The organism is Marinomonas lutimaris (assembly GCF_019426345.1).
GTDB lineage: Bacteria > Pseudomonadota > Gammaproteobacteria > Pseudomonadales > Marinomonadaceae > Marinomonas > Marinomonas lutimaris.
In genome coordinates this window covers 65,759-87,091 of sequence record NZ_JAHLLW010000014.1, presented here as the reverse complement: position 1 = coordinate 87,091, position 21,333 = coordinate 65,759, and the positions used below count along the sequence as shown (strand labels likewise).

Genomic DNA, 21,333 nt, shown 5'->3' with positions numbered 1-21,333 from the left:
ATTAGTGAGCGTAGCGTTTAAAAATCAAGGAGGTATTGATACCGCCAAATGCAAAGTTGTTGCTCATCACATAGTCCGTTTCTATTTCACGGCCTTCCGCCATAATGTAGTCTAAATCACCACACTCTGGATCAATTGTGGTTAGGTTTACAGTAGGGCAGAACCAATTGTTTCTCATCATTTCAATTGAGGACCAAGCTTCTAAGGCACCACAAGCTCCCAATGTATGGCCTGTGTAGCTTTTTAATGAGCTGATTGGTACTTTGTTACCCATTATTTTCGCTGTAGCATGGCTTTCTGCAATATCCCCTCGATCTGTGGCTGTGCCGTGAGCGTTGATGTAACCAATATCTGACGGAGATATTTTCGCATCAGTCAGGGATAGACGGATGGCCTCTTGCATTGTTTCTGCATTAGGCTGAGTAACATGGCTACCATCTGAGTTAGTGCCAAAACCTACGATTTCGGCATAAATTTTAGCGCCTCTGTTTTTCGCGTGTTCTAATTCCTCAAGAATTAAAGAACAGCCACCTTCACCAATAACTAAACCATCACGATCTTTATCAAAAGGGCTTGGGCTTAAATGTGGCGTATCGTTTTTTACACTCGTGGCAAACAGAGTGTCGAAAACCGCAGATTCGGTTGCACATAAGCCTTCGCTACCGCCTGCTACCATGGCCGTTTGCATGCCATATTTAATTGCTTCATAGGCATAACCAATACCTTGGCTACCGGAAGTACAGGCACTAGAGGTAGTAAAAACTCGACCATGTAGACCAAAGAAAACACCGATATTGACAGGCGCTGTATGGGCCATCATTTTTATATAGGAGTTAGCGTTTAAACCATCAGTCGAGTTTTTGGTGAGCATATTACCAAAATCAATATAGGAGATAGAATCTCCAGCAGAAGAGCCATATGCTACGCCCATTTGACCACTGCCAAGTAAGGGAGTGTTCAGTAGTCCAGCGTCTTCTAGTGCGCGTTCGGTGCTACAGACAGCAAACTGAGCAACTCGACCCATGCTGCGTAAAATTTTACGAGAGTAATGCTTTGGTAAAGTAAAGTCAGTAACAGGGGCTGCTAATCGTGTATTCAGCCCATCGTATTTATCCCAGTCATCCATGCGTTTGATGCCAGTTTTAAAGCTTTTCAAATTAGCATAAATAGTTTCCCAATCATTACCGATAGGAGAGAAGCCTGCTATTCCAGTTACTACTACTCGTTTCATTAAAACATTCCACCATTTACTGAGATTACCTGACGCGTTATATAAGCCGCATCTTCAGACATTAAAAAACTTACAGTTCCCGCGACTTCGCTGGTGCTGCCTGCTCGTTGCATAGGAACCATTTTCAACGCCTCTTCTAAGGGTAAATGCTCAGTCATATCGGTTTCGATAATACCTGGAGCAACACAATTCACTGTGATTTTACGTTTGGCTAATTCTACAGATAATGCTTTTGTCGCACCAATGATGCCAGCTTTAGCTGCGCTATAGTTCACTTGCCCTCGATTTCCCATTTCACCGGAAACAGATGACATGGTGACAATTCGACCAGGTTTTCGGCGACGAATCATCGGCATAATGACAGGGTGAAGCACATTATAAAAACCATCGAGGTTGGTTCTTAATACTTCATCCCATTCTTCTCCTGGCATCGCAGGAAAAGCGTTGTCGCGAGCAACACCAGCGTTACAAACAACGCCAAAGTAAGCGCCAAAATCTTCCATATCTTGTTCTAAAATGGTACAAGCTTGAATCCGATCAGATAAGTCAAATTGTAAAATACGAACATCTTGCCCTAATTCTTTGATTTGCTCTGCAACGGCTTGAGCTTCTTCAATTTTAGAACGGCAATGCAATACAATATCGTAGCCATCTTTTGCTAATCGGAGTGCAATTGCTTTACCAATGCCTCGACTTGACCCTGTTACTAATATTGTCTTATTCACTCTTTGCACCCTTTAAAAATTCATCTGCATTTTTTGGCTGAAATACATTTAATCGAGCTGATGCATCACAATCGTCTGAGCTATGTAGTATGCAATCAAAAGCGCTCAATCCATTTTCAGCCTGTAAATTCTTAATTACTTTAATTGTTAATATTGAGCCAATAGAAAAGTATTCTTTTGTGCTCGTGTACTTTCTTGTTCCTAGTAAAAAACCGAGTTTTGGTGCGCCACCGTGAAGGCGTTCCTGTAAACCCGCGTAAGCTCCGATTGCTTGAGCTAAATATTCCAAGCCAACCCAAGAGGGGACACCGAATTCATCAGAAAACATGGAATCTGTTTTTATCTCAACTTCTGCAGCTAACCAGCCATCACCATAATCTAGAATTTTGGTTAATAGGCTCATACGACCAGAGTGAGGTACTAATTCTGTTACGCTATAATCCGACGCCATTACACTTTCCTCAAAATAAGCGAAATATTATTTCCACCAAATGCAAAAGAATTACTGAGAGCGTAATGTAGAGTGCGATTTTGCTCACCGTTGCTCAAATCAATTTTAGGTAACTTGTCATCTTGGCAACCATCCCAAAGGTGTTTTGGAATAATTCCTTCTTTTAGTGCTAGCCAACAAATAGCGGCTTCAAGTGCGCCAGCTGCACCCAAAGTATGACCGGTAAACGGTTTGGTTGAACTGCAAGGTGTGTCGCTACCAAATACTTCCGCTACGGCTTTTGCTTCCATTTGATCATTTAGTTCAGTTGCTGTGCCATGTAGGTTTACATAATCAATTTCATTAGAGCTGACTTTGGCATCTTTTAACGCTGCCGTCATGCAGCTTATTGCACCTTGGCCTGATGGATCAGGAGCAGAGATGTGATGAGCGTCAGAGCTTTCTCCGACACCGGCTAATTCAATATCACTTGTCTCTTTTGATACGATAAACAAGGCAGCGGCTTCACCAATATTAATACCTTTTCGATTGACGCTGAATGGATTGCATTGTTCTTCACTCACCGCTTCTAAAGATGAAAATCCCTGAACGGTTAGTTTGCACAGAGTATCAACGCCACCTGCAATTACTGCATCACAAATACCTGAACGAACCAGTCTGCGAGCAGAAGCTAATGCCTTTGCACCAGAGGAGCAGGCGGTTGATATGCCAAAAGTGGGACCGCAAACATCAAAAACTGTGCCTAGAAATGATGCTGTCTCGCCCATTTCCTGTTTACCATAATGATAAGACTCAGGTAATACGCCTGATTGAGCGTGTATTTGCATATCCCTTTCATTGTCACCAATACCTGAAGTAGAAGTTCCAATTATCACGCCAATGCGCTCTTTTCCAAACTTAGAAATTAACGCTTTGATATCTGGCAAAATTGACTGGGCTGCTGTCCAAGCCATTTGATTGTTTCTGCTATGCCACTTTTTATCATCAAAGGGAATGGGTGCCAATGTTTCTTGGACTAAAGCTAAAGGCAATGCGTTTCCTGTCGGATGATACTTTTTAGATAACACAAGCTGTGGATGACCGCTTAGTAAACGCGCTTTTACGTCATTATTATCTGTACCTAGTGCACTGATCATCGACATTGAGTTTAAAAAACAATGAGTCAAAGTGGTAAAACCTCTTGGTCGAATGTGTGAATGTCGACATTATAATTATCGCCATGATGAGTTATGAATACGTTCTCATCATTTATTTTTACTTCTAATAGTAAGGCATTTTTATAATACAAATTTCGCTTTTTAGGCGTGGCTTCTATACGCCATCCTAAGGATCTTGGGTATCCCTGCTTGATGGCGGATTCTGGCCAAAAAGTGAATTGGATCATGGCTAGAATGTCTTTGCTAGGGAGCGCGATACCCGCCTCATTTTTCTCTTCAAAGCCATGTTGATCGTAAAGTAAATAAAGAAAAACTTGCCCTGTTGGTAAGAGGGCGACAAGCTTAGTCTCTTGTGCTGAAAATCGAGTTACCGCAAGGAACTGTTTTGTTTGAGCGTATTTTTCTAACGTTACTTTTTGTTTTAGCACTCGTGTAGCCGTGTCTGCAACAGGTGGTAGCAATATTAAACCGTCAATTGGTTTTTCAACCCCACGAAATGTACTACAGCCAGCTAGAATAATGACACTACATAATACGAGAACTCGAACTAAGATCGACATAATTCAGTCAGCACCTTTAGTCGATTTGGGTCTTTTACGTAAGGGTTTTTTGTATCCCAAGCATAACCCGCTAATACAGAACTAATCATTTCTTTGATTTTCATCGATTTATCTTCAGCAAAGATAACATCTTGCAAAGACCCATCATACCAGCCTTCTACAAACACTTTGAAAGTCTCAACACCTTGTTTTAATGGCTGCGCGTATTCTATTTCCCAATCAACAGCAATACCTTTAAGTTGCTTATCTAGTACTTTTGTCGCTAAGTCGGCAGACTTCAAAGCAATTGTTACGCCAGAAGAAAAAACAGGATCGAGGAACTCACCAGCATTACCTAACAAGGCAAATTTATCGCCGTATAGGCTAGTTACGTCGCAAGAATAGCCATCTAGCTTTCTAACATCAGTATCGAATTTTGCGTCTTTTAAGCACTCATTCATCATTGTCGTTTTTGCAATGTATTGGCGTAGTAATTCTTTATTATCTATCTGATTTTTATCGTAAACTTCCCTTGGCAAAATGACGCCAATTGATGCTCTGCCATTGCTAAACGGTATTAGCCAATACCAAATTTGATTATTTTCAGGGCAAACAGAAATTAATATTTTATTACGGTCGTATTCTGGATGATCGATACCGTCTTCAATATGAGTAAAAAGAGAAACACGAGGAGATAGCGTCGACTCTTTTTCTAATTCTAGGAGCTTCGGTAAAACTCGCCCGAAACCACTGGCATCTAAGATGAATTTGGCTTCTACCTGATAAGCCTCGTTTTCGGCAACAACGTTGAGTTGAACATGTTCTCCAACGTCTTTGTACGAAACAACGCCGTGGCCATAACGTATTTCAGCCCCATGTTCCGCTGCGCAATCAGCAAGAACTTTATCAAATTGAGCGCGCTGAACTTGATAGGTTGTGCCCCAGCCTGCAGAAAACTTTTCTCTAAAATCGAAAAAGTTGTATTGATCCTTGGTTGCAAAAGCAGCACCGTTTTTATATTGGAACCCTGCTTCAACTACCGCTTTAAGCATCCTCGCCGATTCTAAAATCTCCATGCACTGAGGCAATAAACTTTCACCAATTGAAAAACGAGGAAAGTGTTGTTTTTCTAACACTAATACTCGATAACCTTTTGTCGATAACATTGATGAAGCGACAGCACCGGCTGGACCTGCCCCAATCACCACCACATCATAACAATTTTGAGGGTTTTCCATTTATTGTGTCTCCAATCGACTAGTTTGCATAAAGGGGGATAACAACCAAATAAGTAATAATCCAGGCAGAACAATGATGCCAAAATGGTACAGGACAGGCGTTTTACTCAGGGCTAATAAGCCAAAGGCGAGTAAACTGGTTAGTGTTGATAGCGATACCGCTAGCCATGTATGTGCACTGCCCCGAGACTCTTGTAAAAAGATACCCATATCGAGTCCGATTCCAAATACCAGCATCAAGGCAACCAAGTTAAAAATATTGTATCCACCATTAATAAATACAGTACATGCTAAGGCAATAATGGAACCTGCTATTGGCGGCAACATTACTCGCCAGACATTAAGTCGATAACGGAAAAATAATAATACTGTGATGATGCCATAGGCAACGAACAACCAATCAGCAACCTTAGTTCGATAGCGAGCCAAGGTTGCGCTGATATCAGCTATCTGGTCAACATAGTCAATATTGTGATCAGTCGCTGCAGCGGCTTGTAACTGTTGAATAGAATCTTCAGACAAATGTCCCTTTAGTCTAATTATCGAAGCATATTCACCTGTCGAGTGAGGTGTAAATACTCCTGGCCATTGAGCACTAATAGCTAAAGTGGACCATCTTTCAGGAGACAAGGTTGGTGGATTTTCTTGCACGTAATTATTCGCGATTGCTTTTTGTTGCGCCGATAGACCTATCGCCTGAGCATAACTATCCAGCTTTGCTTGGTATAGTTGCTTTACTAGATCTATATTTTGTCTTTGACGCTGCAAAGATGGTATCGACTGACTAACTGCCTGATAACCTGCTAACGTACCATTTTGTATTAATGCGTCTAATTGTAGGCGAAAGAGTTCTTCATTTTCTAACATCGCTTCAGCACCGTTTCCTGAAACAATTAAAAAAGCAGAATTAACGCTATTGCCTAAAGCCTGCTGTACTTGTTGGTCCTCTTTCAACAAGGATGGGGGAGAGGTTTGAAGTAAGCGAACACTATCTTGTGGTGTGGCCCAGAAAAACAAACTGAGAGACGTTGCAGCGATAGCAATAATAAATAAACTAGCTACCTTGGGAAGCTGATCTAGCTTTGGAAAAGTTTCTTTACAGCGATTTAATAAAAGCGCCGTAGGTAGGTAATTCTCTTTATTTTGCAGTGTGTTTTTGGTTGTTATTAAGGGTAAAAACAGTAATACACTCAACCAAGCCGCAATTAAGCCAGTTGCAGAAAAGACCGCTATTTGCTGAAGACCTGGAAATGGTGTTAATGCTAAACCACCGTAAGCCAGAACACTGGAAACCAAACCTAATAATAAACCTGAGAAAAGCTTACGCACGACCGTTGTGCCCGTATGCAAATAGCTCTCGCAGACAAAATGCATAGAATAATCAACAGCGACGCCAACCAATCCAGCACCGAAAGCAATTGTAATTAAATGAACTCGTTCAAACCATAGACTAGTAACAGCTACCGCAACAAGGCAGCCAACCATGACTGGGAGCAAAATTTGTAGCAGGGGAACAATTCGGCGGAATACCAATATAATGATGATAACAATGCCCAGAATTGAGCCTAATCCTATGGTGGAAATTTCGAATTTGGCTTGTTCAGCGCCCTTTGCGGCATGGAGCAATAAACCTGAATAAGAAACACTGACGCCTTGCTTGCTCATTTGTTGTTTGATCGACTGCAACACAGGCATAACTTGATCTTGTGTGGGTAAATCAAACGGGTTTTTATGTAATTCAAGTACTAAAAGATAACTCGGTTTTTCTACATTGGTTAAACGTAAAAGGCCTTCTTCTATTTTCACCTGAACGTTCATTGTTTGTCCCAACAATATATCGGAATACAAAAAGAACGGATCTTGTACTGGGTCTGCTTTTCCTGCTCCCATGGGAGAAAATAGCTTGCTTAAAGCGGAGCGGAATTGGCTGTCATAATCTTTTTCTTGTAGTTTTTTGGCGACCGGCTCGCTTAATAAAGCAAATCGATAAGGGTATAGCGCATTAGTCTGAGTGCTTGCTGAACTAACTAATGTGGTAAGGTCTGCTACTCCAGCAAGAGTGCCTAACTGCGATGAAATAGTGCTAATGGCAGTTCGAGCGCTTTGTTTATTATTGGCTGATACCATGATAAATACATGATTAGCGTACTCTGCAGTTTGTTGTTCTTGCAGTTCATGAACGAGAGGTTTTTGCTCATATTTTGGTAATAGAGCCATGATGCTGGTATCAACAGCGGTTTGCTTTGTTCCTGCAAAGAGACAAATTACAATAACAAAAATGGCCCAAATGAGAGCGCCTAGTTTAAAATTTATTTTCATTTTTGCTGCAATTGATCGAATTCAATGTGAGTTAGATTCCCTTCAGGTTCGTATAAAGTGACTTGTTTGAGGTATTTATCGCCTTCTAAAATAACTTTGCTAATGAATCCTCCAATGTTTTTGTCTATGGGGATAAGTGTTGCTTTCCAATGTCCTTCAGAAACCTCGGCACTAACAGAAAAGTACTCTTCTAGAACTTGCCATTGAGCGGTCATTACCCCAAAAAAAATATCACTAAATACTGCGACTATAGAGTTTGTATTACTATCAAGTTTATTGACCTGCACGCCATCTTGATAATTCAATATGGTTTTTGGTGTGAGCTCCAAAGTGCTATCAATAGGGGTTAGCGTATGCCAAACAATCTTGGTATCGCGTATATAGTTAAACGCTCCAGTAGATTTTATTGAAGTGTCCAGTTGCGCTAGGAATTTTGTTTGCGCAAATATACCTGTCAGTTTTTCAGGTGTGGTCGTTACCGCTTTTAATTTATCTAAGTCATTGGCGAATACTGAGAGACTTAGTGTGAATAATATGATGCTAAGAAAGGTTTTTTTCATTCAGAAACTCCTAGTCGCTCAAGGAGAATAGAAGGGGAAGCATACTGCATCTCGCCAGACTCTTTTTCGACTGCGACTTGAACTGTATAAGCTTTAGTTAAGCGCTTATTTGTTTCGGCATCAAAAAAGATATAATCTACTTTTAGCCTATTTTCCCATTCGCTTAAGGTTGCTCTGACCTTGAATTTTTGTCCAAATATTAATGGATGAGCATAACGAACGCGCATATCTATGACTGGCCAAACGTAGCCACTGGCTTCCATCTCGACAATGCTGTAATTGATTTTGTCCATTAACTTGCAGCGGGCTATTTCCATATATTTGGCATAATGACCGTGCCAAGCAACTCGAATAGCATCTACATCGTGAAAGGGCACTTCTAACTCTATTTCAACATTTATCATTACTTTATCCTGCTGTCATTGACGACAAAACTATGAAGTGTGGTTATCCACTAACACTTGTTGGTCCTGTGAGTTTATTTGCCAAAATGGGAAAAAATTAAACCACTGTAAAGGGGCTAATTGGCAATAATATTCCAAGCGCTTGGCATAAAGGGCAACGGCTTCTTCTAGTTTCTGTTCTCGTTCTTTGCGGGCAATGGTGAGTTCATCAGAAAAAGTTTCCATATAAATATGGTAAACAGAATTCTGTTTTAAACAGAACATTAGGTAAACTGGGCAGCGTAAGAGGCTAGCCAATATAAATGCACCTTGTGGTAATGCTGCTTGAGCGCCAAGGAAATCAACAATGGAAAAACGTCCTCCATTATTAACTGGTGTCCTATCTCCTGCTATCACGATAAATTCTCCTGCAGCAACCCGTTCAGAAAGAATCATTGCGGTTGCTGGAGACATATCCGTTACTTGGATGAGATTAATTGCGGCATTAGAATTGGTGCGCTGTATCATTTTGTTAAATTTTTGTGCGTGCTTGGTGTACACCAACATGGTGACTTTAACATCAGGTAATTGGTGAGCAATAGCGCTGCAAATTTCAGTGTTACCTAGGTGGGATACAACAATGACACCGCCACGTTTAGAGGCTTCTAATTTCTGGAAGGTTTCTGGAGTTTCAAATACAACGTCTTGAGGTTTTATTTGCCCCATCCAGACTAAAAACTTATCTAATAGAATTTCACCAAACATCCAAAAATGACGAAAAGGAGTCAGCTTTATGCGCTCACTTTCAGGTAAAAAAGGGGTGATTTTTTCTATGTATTCCTTGGAAGCGGATCGTATAGAGTGTTTTTTTAAGTAAAAGTATAGAATGACAGGGGCAAGAAATAGGCGAAAACCCTTATGTCCAAATAATCGGTAGCATATCAATAAGATACGCATGCCAACAACGGTTCCTGTTTCCGTCATGGTAGACCAATGTTTTGACGGATTATCCATGTCGTTTATTCCATAATAAAATAGGTAAGCGCACAAGCATGCCGAAAAATAATCGAGTATGCATCCATGAAATCAAAACATTATCTTTTACTGCATTGAAGTGAGACACCCCATTTTCAGGATAGAGAACCTTCGTTGGGATATTCTTTATTTTATTGCCAGACCATAGCCAGCGTACAACAACTTCGGTATCAAATGACATGCGGTTACCACAAGAGTTGCGGTCAATTAGCTTACAAGTTTCTTGCAAGGGATAGACTCGAAAACCACACATTGAATCTTGAATTGTTAAAGACAGCGTGTTTATCCACACCCAAACATGAGTTAAATAGCGAGAGTAATAACGGTGCTTTGGGATGCTTTCATTATAAACCGGCACACCACAAACTAGGATGGCTGGCTCAGCTTTTGCTGTTTGTATAAAAAGAGGTAAATCACTAATATTGTGCTGCCCATCTGCATCTACTTGTAGCGCATGGCTAAAGCCTTGAGCAAGTAAGTATCGAATTCCAGCTTTCACGGCTCCACCTTTGCCGCTGTTAACGTCAAGTTGAACCAGATGAACCATGTCGCTATGCTCTTGTGCTAGCTCTCCTAGTACTTCTGTGCATTCTGCATGACTGCCATCATTCACGAGAACGACCGGATAGCCATACTCAAGCACCTGTTTTAGTGTGTGCTTGATGGCATCTTCATGGTTGTAGACTGGAATTACGATTGCCGGTTTAAATTCGTTATTCAAAACAGATTCTGCCACTAGAATGCACTCCTTTTTTCGAAATATATTGAAAGGTTAGCTTGCCTTTAAATGGGTTATATTCCAACTCTAATGTCACTTCAGAATCTGGGAAGATGACGGATTGAAACTTAACCGCTTCTAAGCGATTAAAACGCCCTTCAAAAGCAAATACTTCCCTCCCATAATGTTGAGCCCAATGTGTTTGAGCTATGCCTGGCAGAATAGGATTTGCCTCAAAGTGACCATCAAAATAAATTAATTCTTTAGGAACATAAAAACTGAATCGCCAAGTATTATCGTCTATATGCGTTCGAGCTAATTCTTGAGGCCATTTTACTTCAGTCGTTTCAAATAATGCCTGTAATGATTCCATAGGAAGCTTACCTTGTTGATTGTAGGGGAGCGTGTTGACAAAGCGCCATCTTCTAGGGAGTAAGACTAGTTCAAACGATGTTTTCAACGATTCTTTTAGTTGGGCTGCTAACCATTTTTGTGAGTGTTGTTGTACTAATTCTCTTCCTTTGTCATTAAGCTCAGCGACAATGGCGACTTCTTCTCGTTTCTTGGTGACAACTAACGCTCTGGCTAGAGTAATCCAAGTACTTTGCTCTAAACACTTTTCCATTTTTGAAAGAGACAATCGTTTTCCTTCGACTTTTACAATGCGATCTGTGCGTCCATGTAATCGAAAGCTATTGGCTGAAAGGCATTCTATATTATCTGAAAGTGTTTGGTGCTCCGCAGCGATATGAGGACCTTTTACAATAAAGCCTTTATCTGTCTCATCTAAGGTTATATTAGGTAATAAAGTCCAGTAATCAGTCTCTACCTTAGCTTGGTTGCGCCAAGCGACGGCGCCAGTTTCGGAGCTACCATAGATCTCTAATATCGGTGCATGAAGTAATTTGGCTGCATACAGACTATCTTCATACTGCAAAGGCGCTGCGGAAGAGATGGTTGCTTCACACTTTCCTTGTAAATTTGACCAATCGAGCTGGTGGTTTAAGCGTTTTAGATGAGCTGGTGTTGAAATCAGGATAAATTGATCATATTGAGACGCAAGATGATAAATGTCTTCTGAAAACGCGCTGTGTTTAGTAAGTAGAAGCCGGCCTTTTGCCAATGACCAAAATAAGCGAAAGGTTAGCCCAAATAAGTGCTGATGCGTTACGGTTGATAAAACGATAGATCTCTCGGAAAAAGACCATAACTCTTCAATGCTGCACAGTTCATCATCAATTTGCGCCATGCTTTTCTTGATAGGTTTAGGCTCCCCAGTTGATCCAGAAGTATACACTTCAATGGCTGGAAAACTTCGTTCAATTTCTACCCAAGAGAAGGGCTGGTTAGTGACCTGTTCAATGTGTTTGTATTGGGGACTAACTTGTTCAAACTCACCAAGAAAACCAGTAACAGATGTTTTTAAGCGTTCAACTGTCGCCGTACAATTATCCCCAGGTACACAAGCAGTGCAATCTGATTGCCATAAGGCCAATATAAGGGTGAAAAATTCTATAGCATCACTGTGGTATACCGCCCATTTCTGCCCCGAAGACAGGGGCAGAATAGTTTGCCACATGGCGACTTTTTCAGATATTTGCTCTTTTGTAATGATGGTTTCATTCATGATGGCGATTGGCTGATCACCAGCAACATCCAATAACCATCTTGATAAAGGCGTCAATTTTTTCATGCTCTATGCTTAACTCTATATCTTACGATCCATTCTGTAATTACCAATATACCGATAAGCACATAAGCTAAAAAGCCATTGTAAAATAACCAAATTTCATTCGATGCCCATAGGGCGGTAAATAAGGCTATAAGACCGTTCAAGGTAAAAAACACACACCAAACTATAGTTACTTTTCTTGTATATCGAACACCGCTTTCTGGCAGATCTGGTTCTTTGAGGCGTGCCATTCGTTCAACAATTGATTGCTTGGCATATAGACTGGATGTGAAAAGTAGCCACATAGCGGCATTTACTAAAACTGGGTAAAGTTTTAGCCCTTGTTGATTGCCCCAAAAATACGCTATTACCAAGACCCCCAAAACCGCCACAAAAATGACTTTACGTGCATTGCGCTGTTTCTCGGTAAGACCTTTTATTGTTAACAATGTAATCATAAAAAACATGACGACCGTTGAATCAAAGTGCGTTAATCCAAAATAGACAATAAAGGGATAAGCAATGGTGACTATCACTAAAATAATTTTGAGAATCACCTAGTTCCAACCTTATGCAAATAGTTTTTCTACGGCAACAACGACATCTTCAACTGTTCGAACTGACTTGAAGTCCTCTGGGTTGATTTTTTTACCTGTCATTTTTTTTAGTTCGACTACTAAGTCAACGGCATCAATACTATCAATATCAAGGTCTTGATATAAATTTGAAGAGGGGTGGATGTCATCAGCAGACAGTTCGAACAACTCTTGTAAAACACCAGATACTTTTTCAAATACTTCCTGATTAATGCTATTCATAATCTTCTCTTAATTCGTTTCTTTATAAGATTCAACTAACGCCGCCAATGCGTTTATGCTGGCAAAGTGGGCATGGGTCTCTTTGGCGTCTGCTTTAAGTTTAATTCCGTATTTTTTTTGTAGTGCTAGACCAATTTCTAGAGCATCAATGGAATCAAGTCCTAGTCCATCGACAAACAGTGGCTCAGAATCTATGATTTCATCCGCTGAAATATCTTCTAATTCTAGCGTATCAATAATCATATTTTTTAGTTCTAACTTTAAGTTAGTCATTCAGTATTAACTCCTTATTGAAATAGTTTTGTAAGTCTGATGTTAACTTTCTTGCTGCCACAGAAGGCGGGTCTTCAACCAAATAAGAGCGTGCATCAATCTTATCTTTTACTTGGATCTTAAAGTGGGCTTTAGTTTTTGGAATTTGATACCAGCGATCACTTTTGGTGAGCGTCGTTGGATTGCATTCAATCAACACTGTAGTTATTGCTGCCTTCGCGCGAATAGCGATATTTGCTGCACCTCGCTTCAATGTTAATGTTTGCCCAGGTGTAGATCGTGTTCCTTCAGGAAAGACAATTAAAGCGTGTCCTTTTGAAAAAGCTTTTTCGGCCATGCCAATCACATGTTCATTGTTATCATTAATAATATATCCAGCTGTACGTATTGGGCCACGAGTGAATATATTCTTAGCTAAACGTCCTTTCACAACGCAGTTTGCATTCGGGACTAATGCAATCAAAAATACTACATCAATAAGTGATGGATGATTTGCCAGAATTAATTGGGCATCTTTTAGTTTGGATTCACCTTCAATTTCATAACTTAAAACCCCTAAGCGTTTCATCATTCCTATATAAAAACGAAAAGTGTTATGAATAACTGCTTGAGCTTTGCCTTCCCTGACTAATGTGGTTGCAGGGATACAATATAAAATGGGCAGCGCAATAAAAGGGAGTAAAATCCCCCCAATACCAAAAATGAAAAAACTAAAGGCTGTTGCCGCCCAGCGCCAAGAATATTTGATTATATCGAACATAATATCTTACCTTTGAATGGACCATTCGATATTCTTAGTACTAGGGAAGTGTGCGCAATCACTTTGATATAAAAGTAAAGAAATTAGCTCTTCAAACTCATTTTTTGTATTTAGCGTAGTTTTCTTTGAATGTGTGTTATTTAAATAAAATGTATCGCCTTCTTCTCGACTTAACACCATTGCAATGGCGTAAGTAAATGGAGGGGAAGAAGCAAATGGTTTATAGAGGTCAGGTAAGACGGACTCGCAAATGATACATAGCACATGTTTACTTTCTTGTAACTGAGTCGCAGCTTCTAGCACAGCAAATGGTATTAAGTTTTCTGTTGCTGATATTGCAGTTGTTTCACATCTGTCTTTACGTGCTATTGAAAATAACCCGCTGATTGCGTTATGGACAGCTAGACTAAAACTTGTAGGGGAAAGAGGTTCATTGTTTGCAATTGATTTGAGTAACGACAGTGTTAAATCCACATCGCCATGGCGAGAAGCAAAAACTAGGGGGATTTTTTCGTTTTCATTTAAAAGTGGCGTTGCAGCTTCGACTGAGCACTTGCCGATAGCAGTAAAACGCCTGCGGAGCATTGCTGGAATGTTTTTCAATTCAGGTTTGACGGCGTCAGTGGACAATTCGTATTGGCTAAGCAGCCAATCCTTCCAGGACTCTGCAGATTCTAAGCCTGGAGTATAGGTATTCCACCCGCGTAATTTAAAGCTTAACACTTATACCATTCCCTAATTTCGTTGTGTTTTACACTGCTACCCTGAACTTTAACCGAGATAAGGATACTGGATTTCCAGTGTTATTTACATAGAATTTACTCACTTAAGGGCTTGTGTAATAAAAAATATTCGTAGATGGGAACTTTTGTCGTCAAAAATGTTCGATGACAATTTTGATGCCCAGAAAATGATGGAAAATACGCTTGATTCTCGTATGTTAGTAACTTATCCCAGTCATTTATAACGATCAGATTATATCTACTAAACTTATGTATTTTGTGATCTACCTAGTCTGCTAAATGAGGTTACTGTCCGTGTATTGCTGCTAGATTCATTGAGGGTTATCATTCGGCTATATTAATATTTAAATGGAAATTACTATTATGAAGACAGTCGGAATTATAGCTCTTTCAGCTCTTGTACTATGTTCATCTCACACCTTTGCTCGCGATGACGTTCGGGCTTATTCCATCCCTAATATAATGAGTTCTGATTTAGCTAAGTCAAAGTTAGGAACAGATGTATCATTTTATTTTGGTGACCAGTCTTACGGTAAAGCTCTTAAAAGTTTTGGTGAGTTTAAGACCAATAAAAAAACGAATGCTTTTGGAAAAAGTGATGAAGAAGCCTGCAATTGGGTTTTCTTGTCAGCAATGATTGCACTTAAAGAAAGAGCCATAAAAGAAGGCGGTAATGCTGTAGTGGATATCAAATCGAATTATAAAAATAACCTGACTTCCAACCCCGAAACGTTTCAATGTGGCGCAGGTGCTGTTATGGCTGGTGTTGCCTTGACAGGTAAGGTTGTAACATTAAAATAATTCATACTTAATTGAATGGTTAGTGTCTGACGATGTTATAGCGTGATATTTTTCAAATGAAAAGCCGTGTAAAACGGTTTTTTTGTTTCAGGAGCTAGTGTGTATATGAACCATGTTTGCACCTCCGCCAAGTAAGTCTTAGTGTTGTGGTCAAAAACTAATATCGAGATTTATATGAGTTTTTATGCAGAGTGATATACATGTTTTTTTTGCCAATACTGAAATGTTATCTGATGAGCTTCAACAGCGTCTTTTAGATGTACTTCCTGCCGCTCAAAAAGCTAAGGCATTGGAACTTAAAAGTAAAAAGAAAAAAAAAGACTTTATTGTTGGCCGAACACTCCTTATTCATGCCTTACTAAAAAACTATCCGCTTTCGACTCTTTCTTCTATATTAGAACAACCTGATAAAGCGCCTTCTATAAGCGGTTTTAATGACATTTATCTTTCAATTTCTCATAGTAATGACATTGTCTGTTGTGTATTACACAAATATTCTATTGGGATTGATATTGAATATAAGAAATCGAGACAAAATATTGTTGAAAAAAGCGGCTTTTTTATGAGCCGAGAAGAACTAGAAGAACTAAAGAAATTGGTACAAGAAGGTAGCCAAAAAGAATATTTTTATCAGGTTTGGTGTGCAAAAGAGGCAGCATTTAAAGCATTGGATTTTTCTGAGCAAAAAAAGACAACCTTGATGTCTATTCATTTCCCTGATTTCTTCATAAAGGGGAAGTGGTCACTCTTTCAACAAGAGATAGATAACTACCATTTATCTCTCGCTTACGGAGGGGGAGAGCGACAGGTTCGGTTAATTTCTGTTGATCTTATTCATAGTGTCGCGATAGTTGGATGTTGAATCTGTAAATAGAAACGAAAGACTTAGCCAAGCAGGCTAAGTCTTTCTAGTAAGGGAAACGCAATAACTTAGAAACGATATTCTGCACCGACACTGGCTTGTTGGAAGTCAGAGTCGAAGTCTGAATCAGAATCCACATTGTCTGCGTCTAGATCAACGTCGTACCAGGTGTACTGAGCATTAACAAGTAAGTTTTCTGTAACTTTAAAGTTAACACCTGCGCCTGCAAATAAACTTTTGTCGTCTGAACTGCCTTTAACGGAAGCGATGTTATAGTCGGTGTCGTGCCAAAGTTGACCTGCTTTCGCAAAGATCTCAACTGTTTGCGTGATAGGAATCGTACCTTTCAGCGCAGCGGTGTAACCCGTTGTTTCTGCACTGGCAGCACTGTTGCCATAGCTACCAAAGTCAATGTAGCTACCTTCTAAGGCAAGAAAAGAGTTGAATCGGTAACCGACAATCCCTTGTGCTACATCGTTGTCGTCATCAAAGTCATCATCGTTTTCCACTTTAAGGTAACCGTAATTACCGCCAACATAAAAGCCACTGTTGTTTTCAGCTGCCATGTCTTCTGCTTTTACTGCTGCGCTGAATGAGGCTATAGCGATACTACCTGCGATTACTGGAATAAACTTTTTCATTGTATAACTCCTTTTAGTTACTTAATTGAGAACTTCGCGAGTTGAGTTACTACTCTGGTACATCGATTTCAGAATGGCTAGGTTTTCGGTGTGAGTTACCTATTTGCTTCATTTTCTATGCGTTAAGCCTAGATATAAGACGCTTTACTGATACTTCAGATGGAGATCACTTGAAAGAAAGTGTTCTTCAAAAACGAAAAATGCCAGCTTTGAAAGTAGGGCTGGCATTTTTTTAGTCTCTTATGCTTTGTCGCTTAAGAGCCGTTAAGCGGTCTTTATTGGTGGCGTTTAATGATATTGATGACTAGCAATTTCTCCCCATAGACTTTCTATTCGATTATCTCGACCGCAGCTGGCGCGATAGTAAGCGTAACGAATGGGATTTTTTGTATAGTAACTTTGATGATATTCCTCGGCAGGGTAAAAGGGAGTGGCAGGGATAATCTCGGTTACAACGTCTTTCTTAAAGGGCTTTGTTTCTTTGACCTTGGCTAACGATGCTTCAAAAACCGCTTTTTGTTGATCGTTTTGGTAAAACATTGCTGTTTTATAAGGAGAGCCTTTATCACAAAATTGGCCTTCAGCGTCCGTAGGGTCGATGGTTCTCCAGTAATAGTCTGCTAACGCTTTTAATGAAACCACGTCATCATCAAAGTGAATTTCGACAGCCTCGAAGTGTCCAGTTTTTCCTGAAGAGACTTGTTTGTAAGTGGGATTTTCAGTGTGACCTCCTGTATAGCCAGAGATAACATCGCTGACGCCTTGAACCAATTCAAAATCAGATTCTACACACCAAAAACAACCACCAGCGACGATCATGGTTTGTGGTGCGGCTTGCGACGCGCTACTAAAAGCTGTTACTCCAGAAAGAAGTAGCAAACCTAAGGCGCTGCTGAGTGCGTTTCGGATAATCATTTAGTATGTCCTTTGGTCATAAGAAAGATGTTACGTCGTACTTTGACGTTCTGGGGAATGCTTTTCTTACACTTATGTATTTCTTATTTCTTATTTCTATTTTTCTTACGCTTATATAGTAGAAGTAAACAGTTAAGGATATGAAGATTTCGAATGCTAGTTAAGGCAATAGCCAATTTAATACGTTATCTTCCTACTTAATGACCTATTTTTTGTACATTTGAATGTCAGACTAGTTGGGCATCTAAGGTTAGTCGCTGTTCGACTGTATATATGCTGAGCATATTAAAGACATCTAGATAATCAATTAAACAAATATAGAGTTGTCTTATAGTATGTTTATCAGTCAATTCAACTCTCCTGTTCATGGATACGATCACTGCTAGCTAGTACTGATAGGTAAGCTAGTTTTACCGCTGTGCGGTTTGAGGTTTGAAAAGAAATATTCTTTGTTACAAATTTTTATGGGGTAGTCATGAGTGCATTTGTTACTGAGCGCGTTTTAAGCGTTCACCACTGGGATGAAAATTTATTCAGCTTCAAAACCACACGCAATCCAAGCTTACGTTTCGATAATGGTCAATTTGTTATGATTGGCTTGGAAACGGAAACTCGTCCTTTGATGCGTGCTTACAGTATTGCTAGCCCTAACTATGAAGAGCATTTAGAGTTTTTTAGTATAAAAGTACCTAATGGTCCGTTAACGTCGCGTTTGCAGCATTTAAAAGTTGGCGACGATGTTTTAGTAAGCCGTAAACCGACTGGCACTTTGGTAACTCGTGATTTACACCCAGGCAAAAACTTGTATTTGTTATCTACTGGCACAGGTTTAGCGCCTTTTTTAAGTGTGATCCAAGACTTTGATGCCTACGAGCAATACGAAAAAATTGTGCTGGTTCACGGTGTTCGCCATGTGAGTGAATTGGCTTATGCAGACTTTATTGAAAAAGAACTGTCTGAAAATGAATTTTTTGGCGAGCAAGTAAGAGACAAGCTAATCTATTACCCAACTGTGACGCGTGAACCGTTCCGCAATCAAGGCCGCCTGACCGATTTGATTCGCAGTGGCAAATTGGCCGAAGATATTGGTTTGCCTCAATTAAATCCTGCTCATGACAGAGCCATGATTTGCGGTAGTCCAAGTATGTTAAAAGACACGTCCGCTTTGCTTGATGAGCTTGGTTTTAAAGAATCACCAAAAATCGGTGTGCCAGGGGATTATGTTATTGAGCGAGCGTTTGTCGAACATTAATAGCGAGCGTTTGTCGAACATTAATAGCGAGAGATGTTCTCGTTGACAAATAATTTTAGGAGATTTTATGAGTTCTGATACCAAATCGAATCAAGATTACGTTCCTCCGAAGGTTTGGACATGGGATGCTGAAAATGGCGGTAAATTTGCCAGTACTAACCGTCCAATAGCAGGTGCGACACACGAAAAAGTCCTGCCAGTGGGTAAGCATTCATTACAGCTACACTCCTTGGCGACACCGAATGGCCAAAAAGTTACTATCATGCTGGAAGAACTTTTGGCTATGGGAATCAGTGCAGCAGAATACGATGCTTACTTGATTAACATTGGTGAAGGCGATCAGTTTGGTTCAGGGTTTGTTGAGATCAATCCTAACTCCAAAATCCCTGCTTTGATGGATCACAGTACCACGCCACCGACTCGTGTATTTGAGTCTGGTTCTATCCTGCAATATTTAGCTGAAAAATTTGATGCCTTGGTGCCAAAAGACTTAGCTGCAAAAACGGAGTGTCGTAACTGGTTGTTCTGGCAAATGGGTTCTGCGCCATATTTAGGCGGTGGATTTGGGCACTTCTACGCCTATGCACCGACCAAGATGCAGTATCCTATTGACCGTTTTACCATGGAGATCAAGCGCCAATTAGATGTGTTAGATAAGCAGTTAGCGAATAATACATACATAGCAGGCGAAGAGTATTCTATCGCTGATATCGCGATTTGGCCTTGGTATGGCAGTTTAGTATTAGGTAATTTGTACAGCGCGGCTGAGTTCTTAGACGTTGCTAGTTATAAGAATGTCTTACGTTGGGCAAAAGCGATTGAGCAGCGCCCAGCGGTACAGCGCGGTCGAATTGTAAATAAAGCTTTTGGTGATGGAGTTAAGCTTCAAGAGCGTCACGATGCCACTGATTTCGACGGTCTTATTGAATAAAATATAAACCTGTAATGGCGCATTTATACTAAGAGACAAGTCATCAAATGACTTGCCTCTTTTTTTTATTGGCGACAAATAAGATGTGTTCGAAAAATAAACAGTTATTTGCGTCTATTCTGCTGCTTGTCACGATTTTGTAAGACGTGTCTGTGTTAGAGTAGAGGTCTACGAAACCTGTTGGCCAGCATGATGCTGCAACCTACTCTTTGTTTGTGTCCATGTACTAGGCGATGTTTGCCTTTTTTTGCAGCGGCTAGATAAAAGAGAACAGCTCTACGTCTTATTTAGAGAGCTTTACCATGCAAAATTTAACGCAAGATGGACAAAACCTAGTTAATTCCCTTTCCCGTCGTTACAACCTAAGCTTTGATGCAGTGATGCACATGCTGATTGCCGTAAACAACGGTAGTGGTTCGATGGCGCAGTTCAACTGCCCTGAGCTAGGCGGTGGCGGTCAGTGGATGCGTGGCGGAATGACCATGGTTGGAGATATGTTCAACTATGGTTTGAAATCGACAGTGGATAACTTGTGTAATGAATTGGCTAATGGCCTTGCCAATATGCAAGTATTCATGCCGTTACCAAAGGGATCGAAATCCAGTAATCAATGGTGGCCGGGCGATCTTGGCCAGCCTTTTAGCAGCGGTGCACAAAACAGCACTCGTTATGCTATTTTTCCGAATCGCCTTGCGGTTGAAGTGAACGGCAATGTGACGGTTTACGATACGTTAGACAATAACATCGGTGGCATTAGCCAGCAGCAGGGCGGTAATTCTTCACTGACTTTTTCCAGCCAATACGGCACGATTCCTGTGAATACCTTACCCATTGTTTCGGGGCCAGGTTCATCTAATTCAAATGCCCATATTCAAGCGCCACAACAACCAGCACCACAAAACAACTTTGTGGCTGCGCCTGCGCCAATGGCGTTTACGCAGGCTCCTGCAATGCAAACGCCTCAGAACTTGACGAATACAGCATCGGTCGATGAAGTTATCCAGTTGATTGAAAAATTAGCGAAATTGCGAGATATGGGCGCAATTTCGGATAACGAATATAATTCAAAAAAGACCGATCTACTGAATCGCATTTGATTGAATAGATTGTTACTAATATGAAAAGAGAGGCTCACGATGAGCCTCTCTTTTTTTTGGTCTTAATATGAGCTCTTAACTTTAATGTGTCATTTTCTCTCTTTATCGTCTTAGGTATTACCATGGTTTGGTCGATGGCTTAAGTAAGAACAATTACAAAAGCCCAGTGAGTCAGATTACTGAATTTATAGGCAGGGTACTTTTTGTTCTGG

The 21,333-nt window shown here is 40.3% G+C and carries 24 protein-coding genes; 5 read left to right on the top strand and 19 right to left on the bottom strand.

Annotated elements, in window-relative coordinates:
* Nucleotide 1 precedes the first annotated feature (1 nt).
* Genes KPL72_RS15385 through KPL72_RS15305 form a run of 17 tightly spaced genes read right to left on the bottom strand, consistent with a single transcriptional unit; the run spans nt 2 to nt 14,602 of the window.
* Nucleotides 2-1,231, bottom strand: a complete 1,230-nt coding sequence (locus KPL72_RS15385; protein ID WP_219703571.1) for a beta-ketoacyl-ACP synthase — start codon at nt 1,229-1,231, stop codon at nt 2-4.
* On the bottom strand, nt 1,231-1,956 hold the full coding sequence (fabG, locus tag KPL72_RS15380) for a 3-oxoacyl-ACP reductase FabG (RefSeq protein ID WP_219703570.1): 726 nt from the start codon (nt 1,954-1,956) through the stop codon (nt 1,231-1,233). Before fabG ends, KPL72_RS15385 begins: the two co-directional genes overlap by 1 nt.
* On the bottom strand, nt 1,949-2,407 hold the full coding sequence (locus KPL72_RS15375; protein WP_219703569.1) for a hotdog family protein: 459 nt from the start codon (nt 2,405-2,407) through the stop codon (nt 1,949-1,951). The genes fabG and KPL72_RS15375 overlap by 8 nt, the downstream gene beginning before the upstream one ends.
* Nucleotides 2,407-3,573 carry a beta-ketoacyl-[acyl-carrier-protein] synthase family protein gene (locus KPL72_RS15370; RefSeq protein ID WP_219703565.1) on the bottom strand — a complete coding sequence of 389 codons (1,167 nt, stop codon included), beginning with the start codon at nt 3,571-3,573 and terminating at the stop codon, nt 2,407-2,409. Before KPL72_RS15370 ends, KPL72_RS15375 begins: the two co-directional genes overlap by 1 nt.
* Nucleotides 3,570-4,124, bottom strand: a complete 555-nt coding sequence (locus tag KPL72_RS15365; RefSeq protein ID WP_219703564.1) for a DUF3261 domain-containing protein — start codon at nt 4,122-4,124, stop codon at nt 3,570-3,572. The genes KPL72_RS15370 and KPL72_RS15365 overlap by 4 nt, the downstream gene beginning before the upstream one ends.
* Nucleotides 4,112-5,341, bottom strand: a complete 1,230-nt coding sequence (locus KPL72_RS15360) for an NAD(P)/FAD-dependent oxidoreductase (RefSeq protein WP_219703563.1) — start codon at nt 5,339-5,341, stop codon at nt 4,112-4,114. Before KPL72_RS15360 ends, KPL72_RS15365 begins: the two co-directional genes overlap by 13 nt.
* Nucleotides 5,342-7,660 (bottom strand): MMPL family transporter, encoded by a 2,319-nt coding sequence (locus KPL72_RS15355; protein WP_219703562.1) that lies wholly within the window; start codon nt 7,658-7,660, stop codon nt 5,342-5,344. It lies immediately after the preceding gene.
* Nucleotides 7,657-8,220: a LolA family protein gene (locus KPL72_RS15350; RefSeq protein WP_219703561.1), complete on the bottom strand. Its 564-nt coding sequence runs from the start codon at nt 8,218-8,220 to the stop codon at nt 7,657-7,659. Before KPL72_RS15350 ends, KPL72_RS15355 begins: the two co-directional genes overlap by 4 nt.
* Nucleotides 8,217-8,624 carry an acyl-CoA thioesterase gene (locus tag KPL72_RS15345; protein ID WP_219703559.1) on the bottom strand — a complete coding sequence of 136 codons (408 nt, stop codon included), beginning with the start codon at nt 8,622-8,624 and terminating at the stop codon, nt 8,217-8,219. Before KPL72_RS15345 ends, KPL72_RS15350 begins: the two co-directional genes overlap by 4 nt.
* Nucleotides 8,625-8,654: 30 nt before the next feature.
* On the bottom strand, nt 8,655-9,617 hold the full coding sequence (locus KPL72_RS15340; RefSeq protein ID WP_219703556.1) for a lysophospholipid acyltransferase family protein: 963 nt from the start codon (nt 9,615-9,617) through the stop codon (nt 8,655-8,657).
* The gene (locus tag KPL72_RS15335; protein ID WP_219703554.1) at nt 9,610-10,374 is read right to left on the bottom strand and encodes a glycosyltransferase family 2 protein; all 765 of its coding nucleotides are present in this window, start codon (nt 10,372-10,374) and stop codon (nt 9,610-9,612) included. The genes KPL72_RS15340 and KPL72_RS15335 overlap by 8 nt, the downstream gene beginning before the upstream one ends.
* Complete coding sequence (locus KPL72_RS15330) at nt 10,352-12,049, bottom strand: ApeI family dehydratase (protein WP_219703552.1); 1,698 nt, start codon at nt 12,047-12,049, stop codon at nt 10,352-10,354. Before KPL72_RS15330 ends, KPL72_RS15335 begins: the two co-directional genes overlap by 23 nt.
* Nucleotides 12,046-12,585 (bottom strand): COG4648 family protein, encoded by a 540-nt coding sequence (locus tag KPL72_RS15325; protein WP_219703550.1) that lies wholly within the window; start codon nt 12,583-12,585, stop codon nt 12,046-12,048. The genes KPL72_RS15330 and KPL72_RS15325 overlap by 4 nt, the downstream gene beginning before the upstream one ends.
* Nucleotides 12,586-12,597: 12 nt before the next feature.
* The gene (locus KPL72_RS15320; RefSeq protein WP_219703549.1) at nt 12,598-12,846 is read right to left on the bottom strand and encodes an acyl carrier protein; all 249 of its coding nucleotides are present in this window, start codon (nt 12,844-12,846) and stop codon (nt 12,598-12,600) included.
* A 9-nt stretch (nt 12,847-12,855) separates the two neighbouring features.
* The gene (locus KPL72_RS15315; protein WP_219703547.1) at nt 12,856-13,119 is read right to left on the bottom strand and encodes a phosphopantetheine-binding protein; all 264 of its coding nucleotides are present in this window, start codon (nt 13,117-13,119) and stop codon (nt 12,856-12,858) included.
* The gene (locus KPL72_RS15310; RefSeq protein WP_219703546.1) at nt 13,112-13,879 is read right to left on the bottom strand and encodes a lysophospholipid acyltransferase family protein; all 768 of its coding nucleotides are present in this window, start codon (nt 13,877-13,879) and stop codon (nt 13,112-13,114) included. The genes KPL72_RS15315 and KPL72_RS15310 overlap by 8 nt, the downstream gene beginning before the upstream one ends.
* A gap of 6 nt (nt 13,880-13,885) precedes the next feature.
* Nucleotides 13,886-14,602 carry a beta-ketoacyl synthase chain length factor gene (locus KPL72_RS15305; RefSeq protein ID WP_219703544.1) on the bottom strand — a complete coding sequence of 239 codons (717 nt, stop codon included), beginning with the start codon at nt 14,600-14,602 and terminating at the stop codon, nt 13,886-13,888.
* A 383-nt stretch (nt 14,603-14,985) separates the two neighbouring features.
* Here KPL72_RS15305 and KPL72_RS15300 point away from each other — a divergent pair, with 383 nt between their 5' ends.
* Both KPL72_RS15300 and KPL72_RS15295 read left to right on the top strand, forming a co-directional pair.
* Nucleotides 14,986-15,423 (top strand): excinuclease, encoded by a 438-nt coding sequence (locus KPL72_RS15300; protein ID WP_249422284.1) that lies wholly within the window; start codon nt 14,986-14,988, stop codon nt 15,421-15,423.
* A 184-nt stretch (nt 15,424-15,607) separates the two neighbouring features.
* On the top strand, nt 15,608-16,285 hold the full coding sequence (locus KPL72_RS15295) for a 4'-phosphopantetheinyl transferase family protein (protein ID WP_219703541.1): 678 nt from the start codon (nt 15,608-15,610) through the stop codon (nt 16,283-16,285).
* A 68-nt stretch (nt 16,286-16,353) separates the two neighbouring features.
* Here the strand turns inward: KPL72_RS15295 and KPL72_RS15290 are convergent, their stop codons facing one another.
* Complete coding sequence (locus tag KPL72_RS15290; RefSeq protein WP_212916545.1) at nt 16,354-16,926, bottom strand: porin family protein; 573 nt, start codon at nt 16,924-16,926, stop codon at nt 16,354-16,356.
* A gap of 288 nt (nt 16,927-17,214) precedes the next feature.
* Nucleotides 17,215-17,841 (bottom strand): peptide-methionine (S)-S-oxide reductase MsrA, encoded by a 627-nt coding sequence (gene msrA / locus KPL72_RS15285; RefSeq protein WP_219703540.1) that lies wholly within the window; start codon nt 17,839-17,841, stop codon nt 17,215-17,217.
* Nucleotides 17,842-18,316: 475 nt separating this feature from the next.
* Here msrA and KPL72_RS15280 point away from each other — a divergent pair, with 475 nt between their 5' ends.
* The 3 genes from KPL72_RS15280 to KPL72_RS15270 all read left to right on the top strand — a co-directional run bounded on the left by KPL72_RS15280 (nt 18,317) and on the right by KPL72_RS15270 (nt 21,121).
* Complete coding sequence (locus KPL72_RS15280; protein ID WP_219703538.1) at nt 18,317-19,093, top strand: ferredoxin--NADP reductase; 777 nt, start codon at nt 18,317-18,319, stop codon at nt 19,091-19,093.
* A gap of 67 nt (nt 19,094-19,160) precedes the next feature.
* Entirely contained in the window at nt 19,161-20,024 is an 864-nt protein-coding gene (yghU, locus tag KPL72_RS15275) for a glutathione-dependent disulfide-bond oxidoreductase (protein WP_219703536.1), read from the top strand.
* 302 nt (nt 20,025-20,326) lie between these two features.
* Nucleotides 20,327-21,121 carry an SHOCT domain-containing protein gene (locus KPL72_RS15270; protein WP_219703534.1) on the top strand — a complete coding sequence of 265 codons (795 nt, stop codon included), beginning with the start codon at nt 20,327-20,329 and terminating at the stop codon, nt 21,119-21,121.
* The last annotated feature ends 212 nt before the right edge of the window (nt 21,122-21,333 follow it).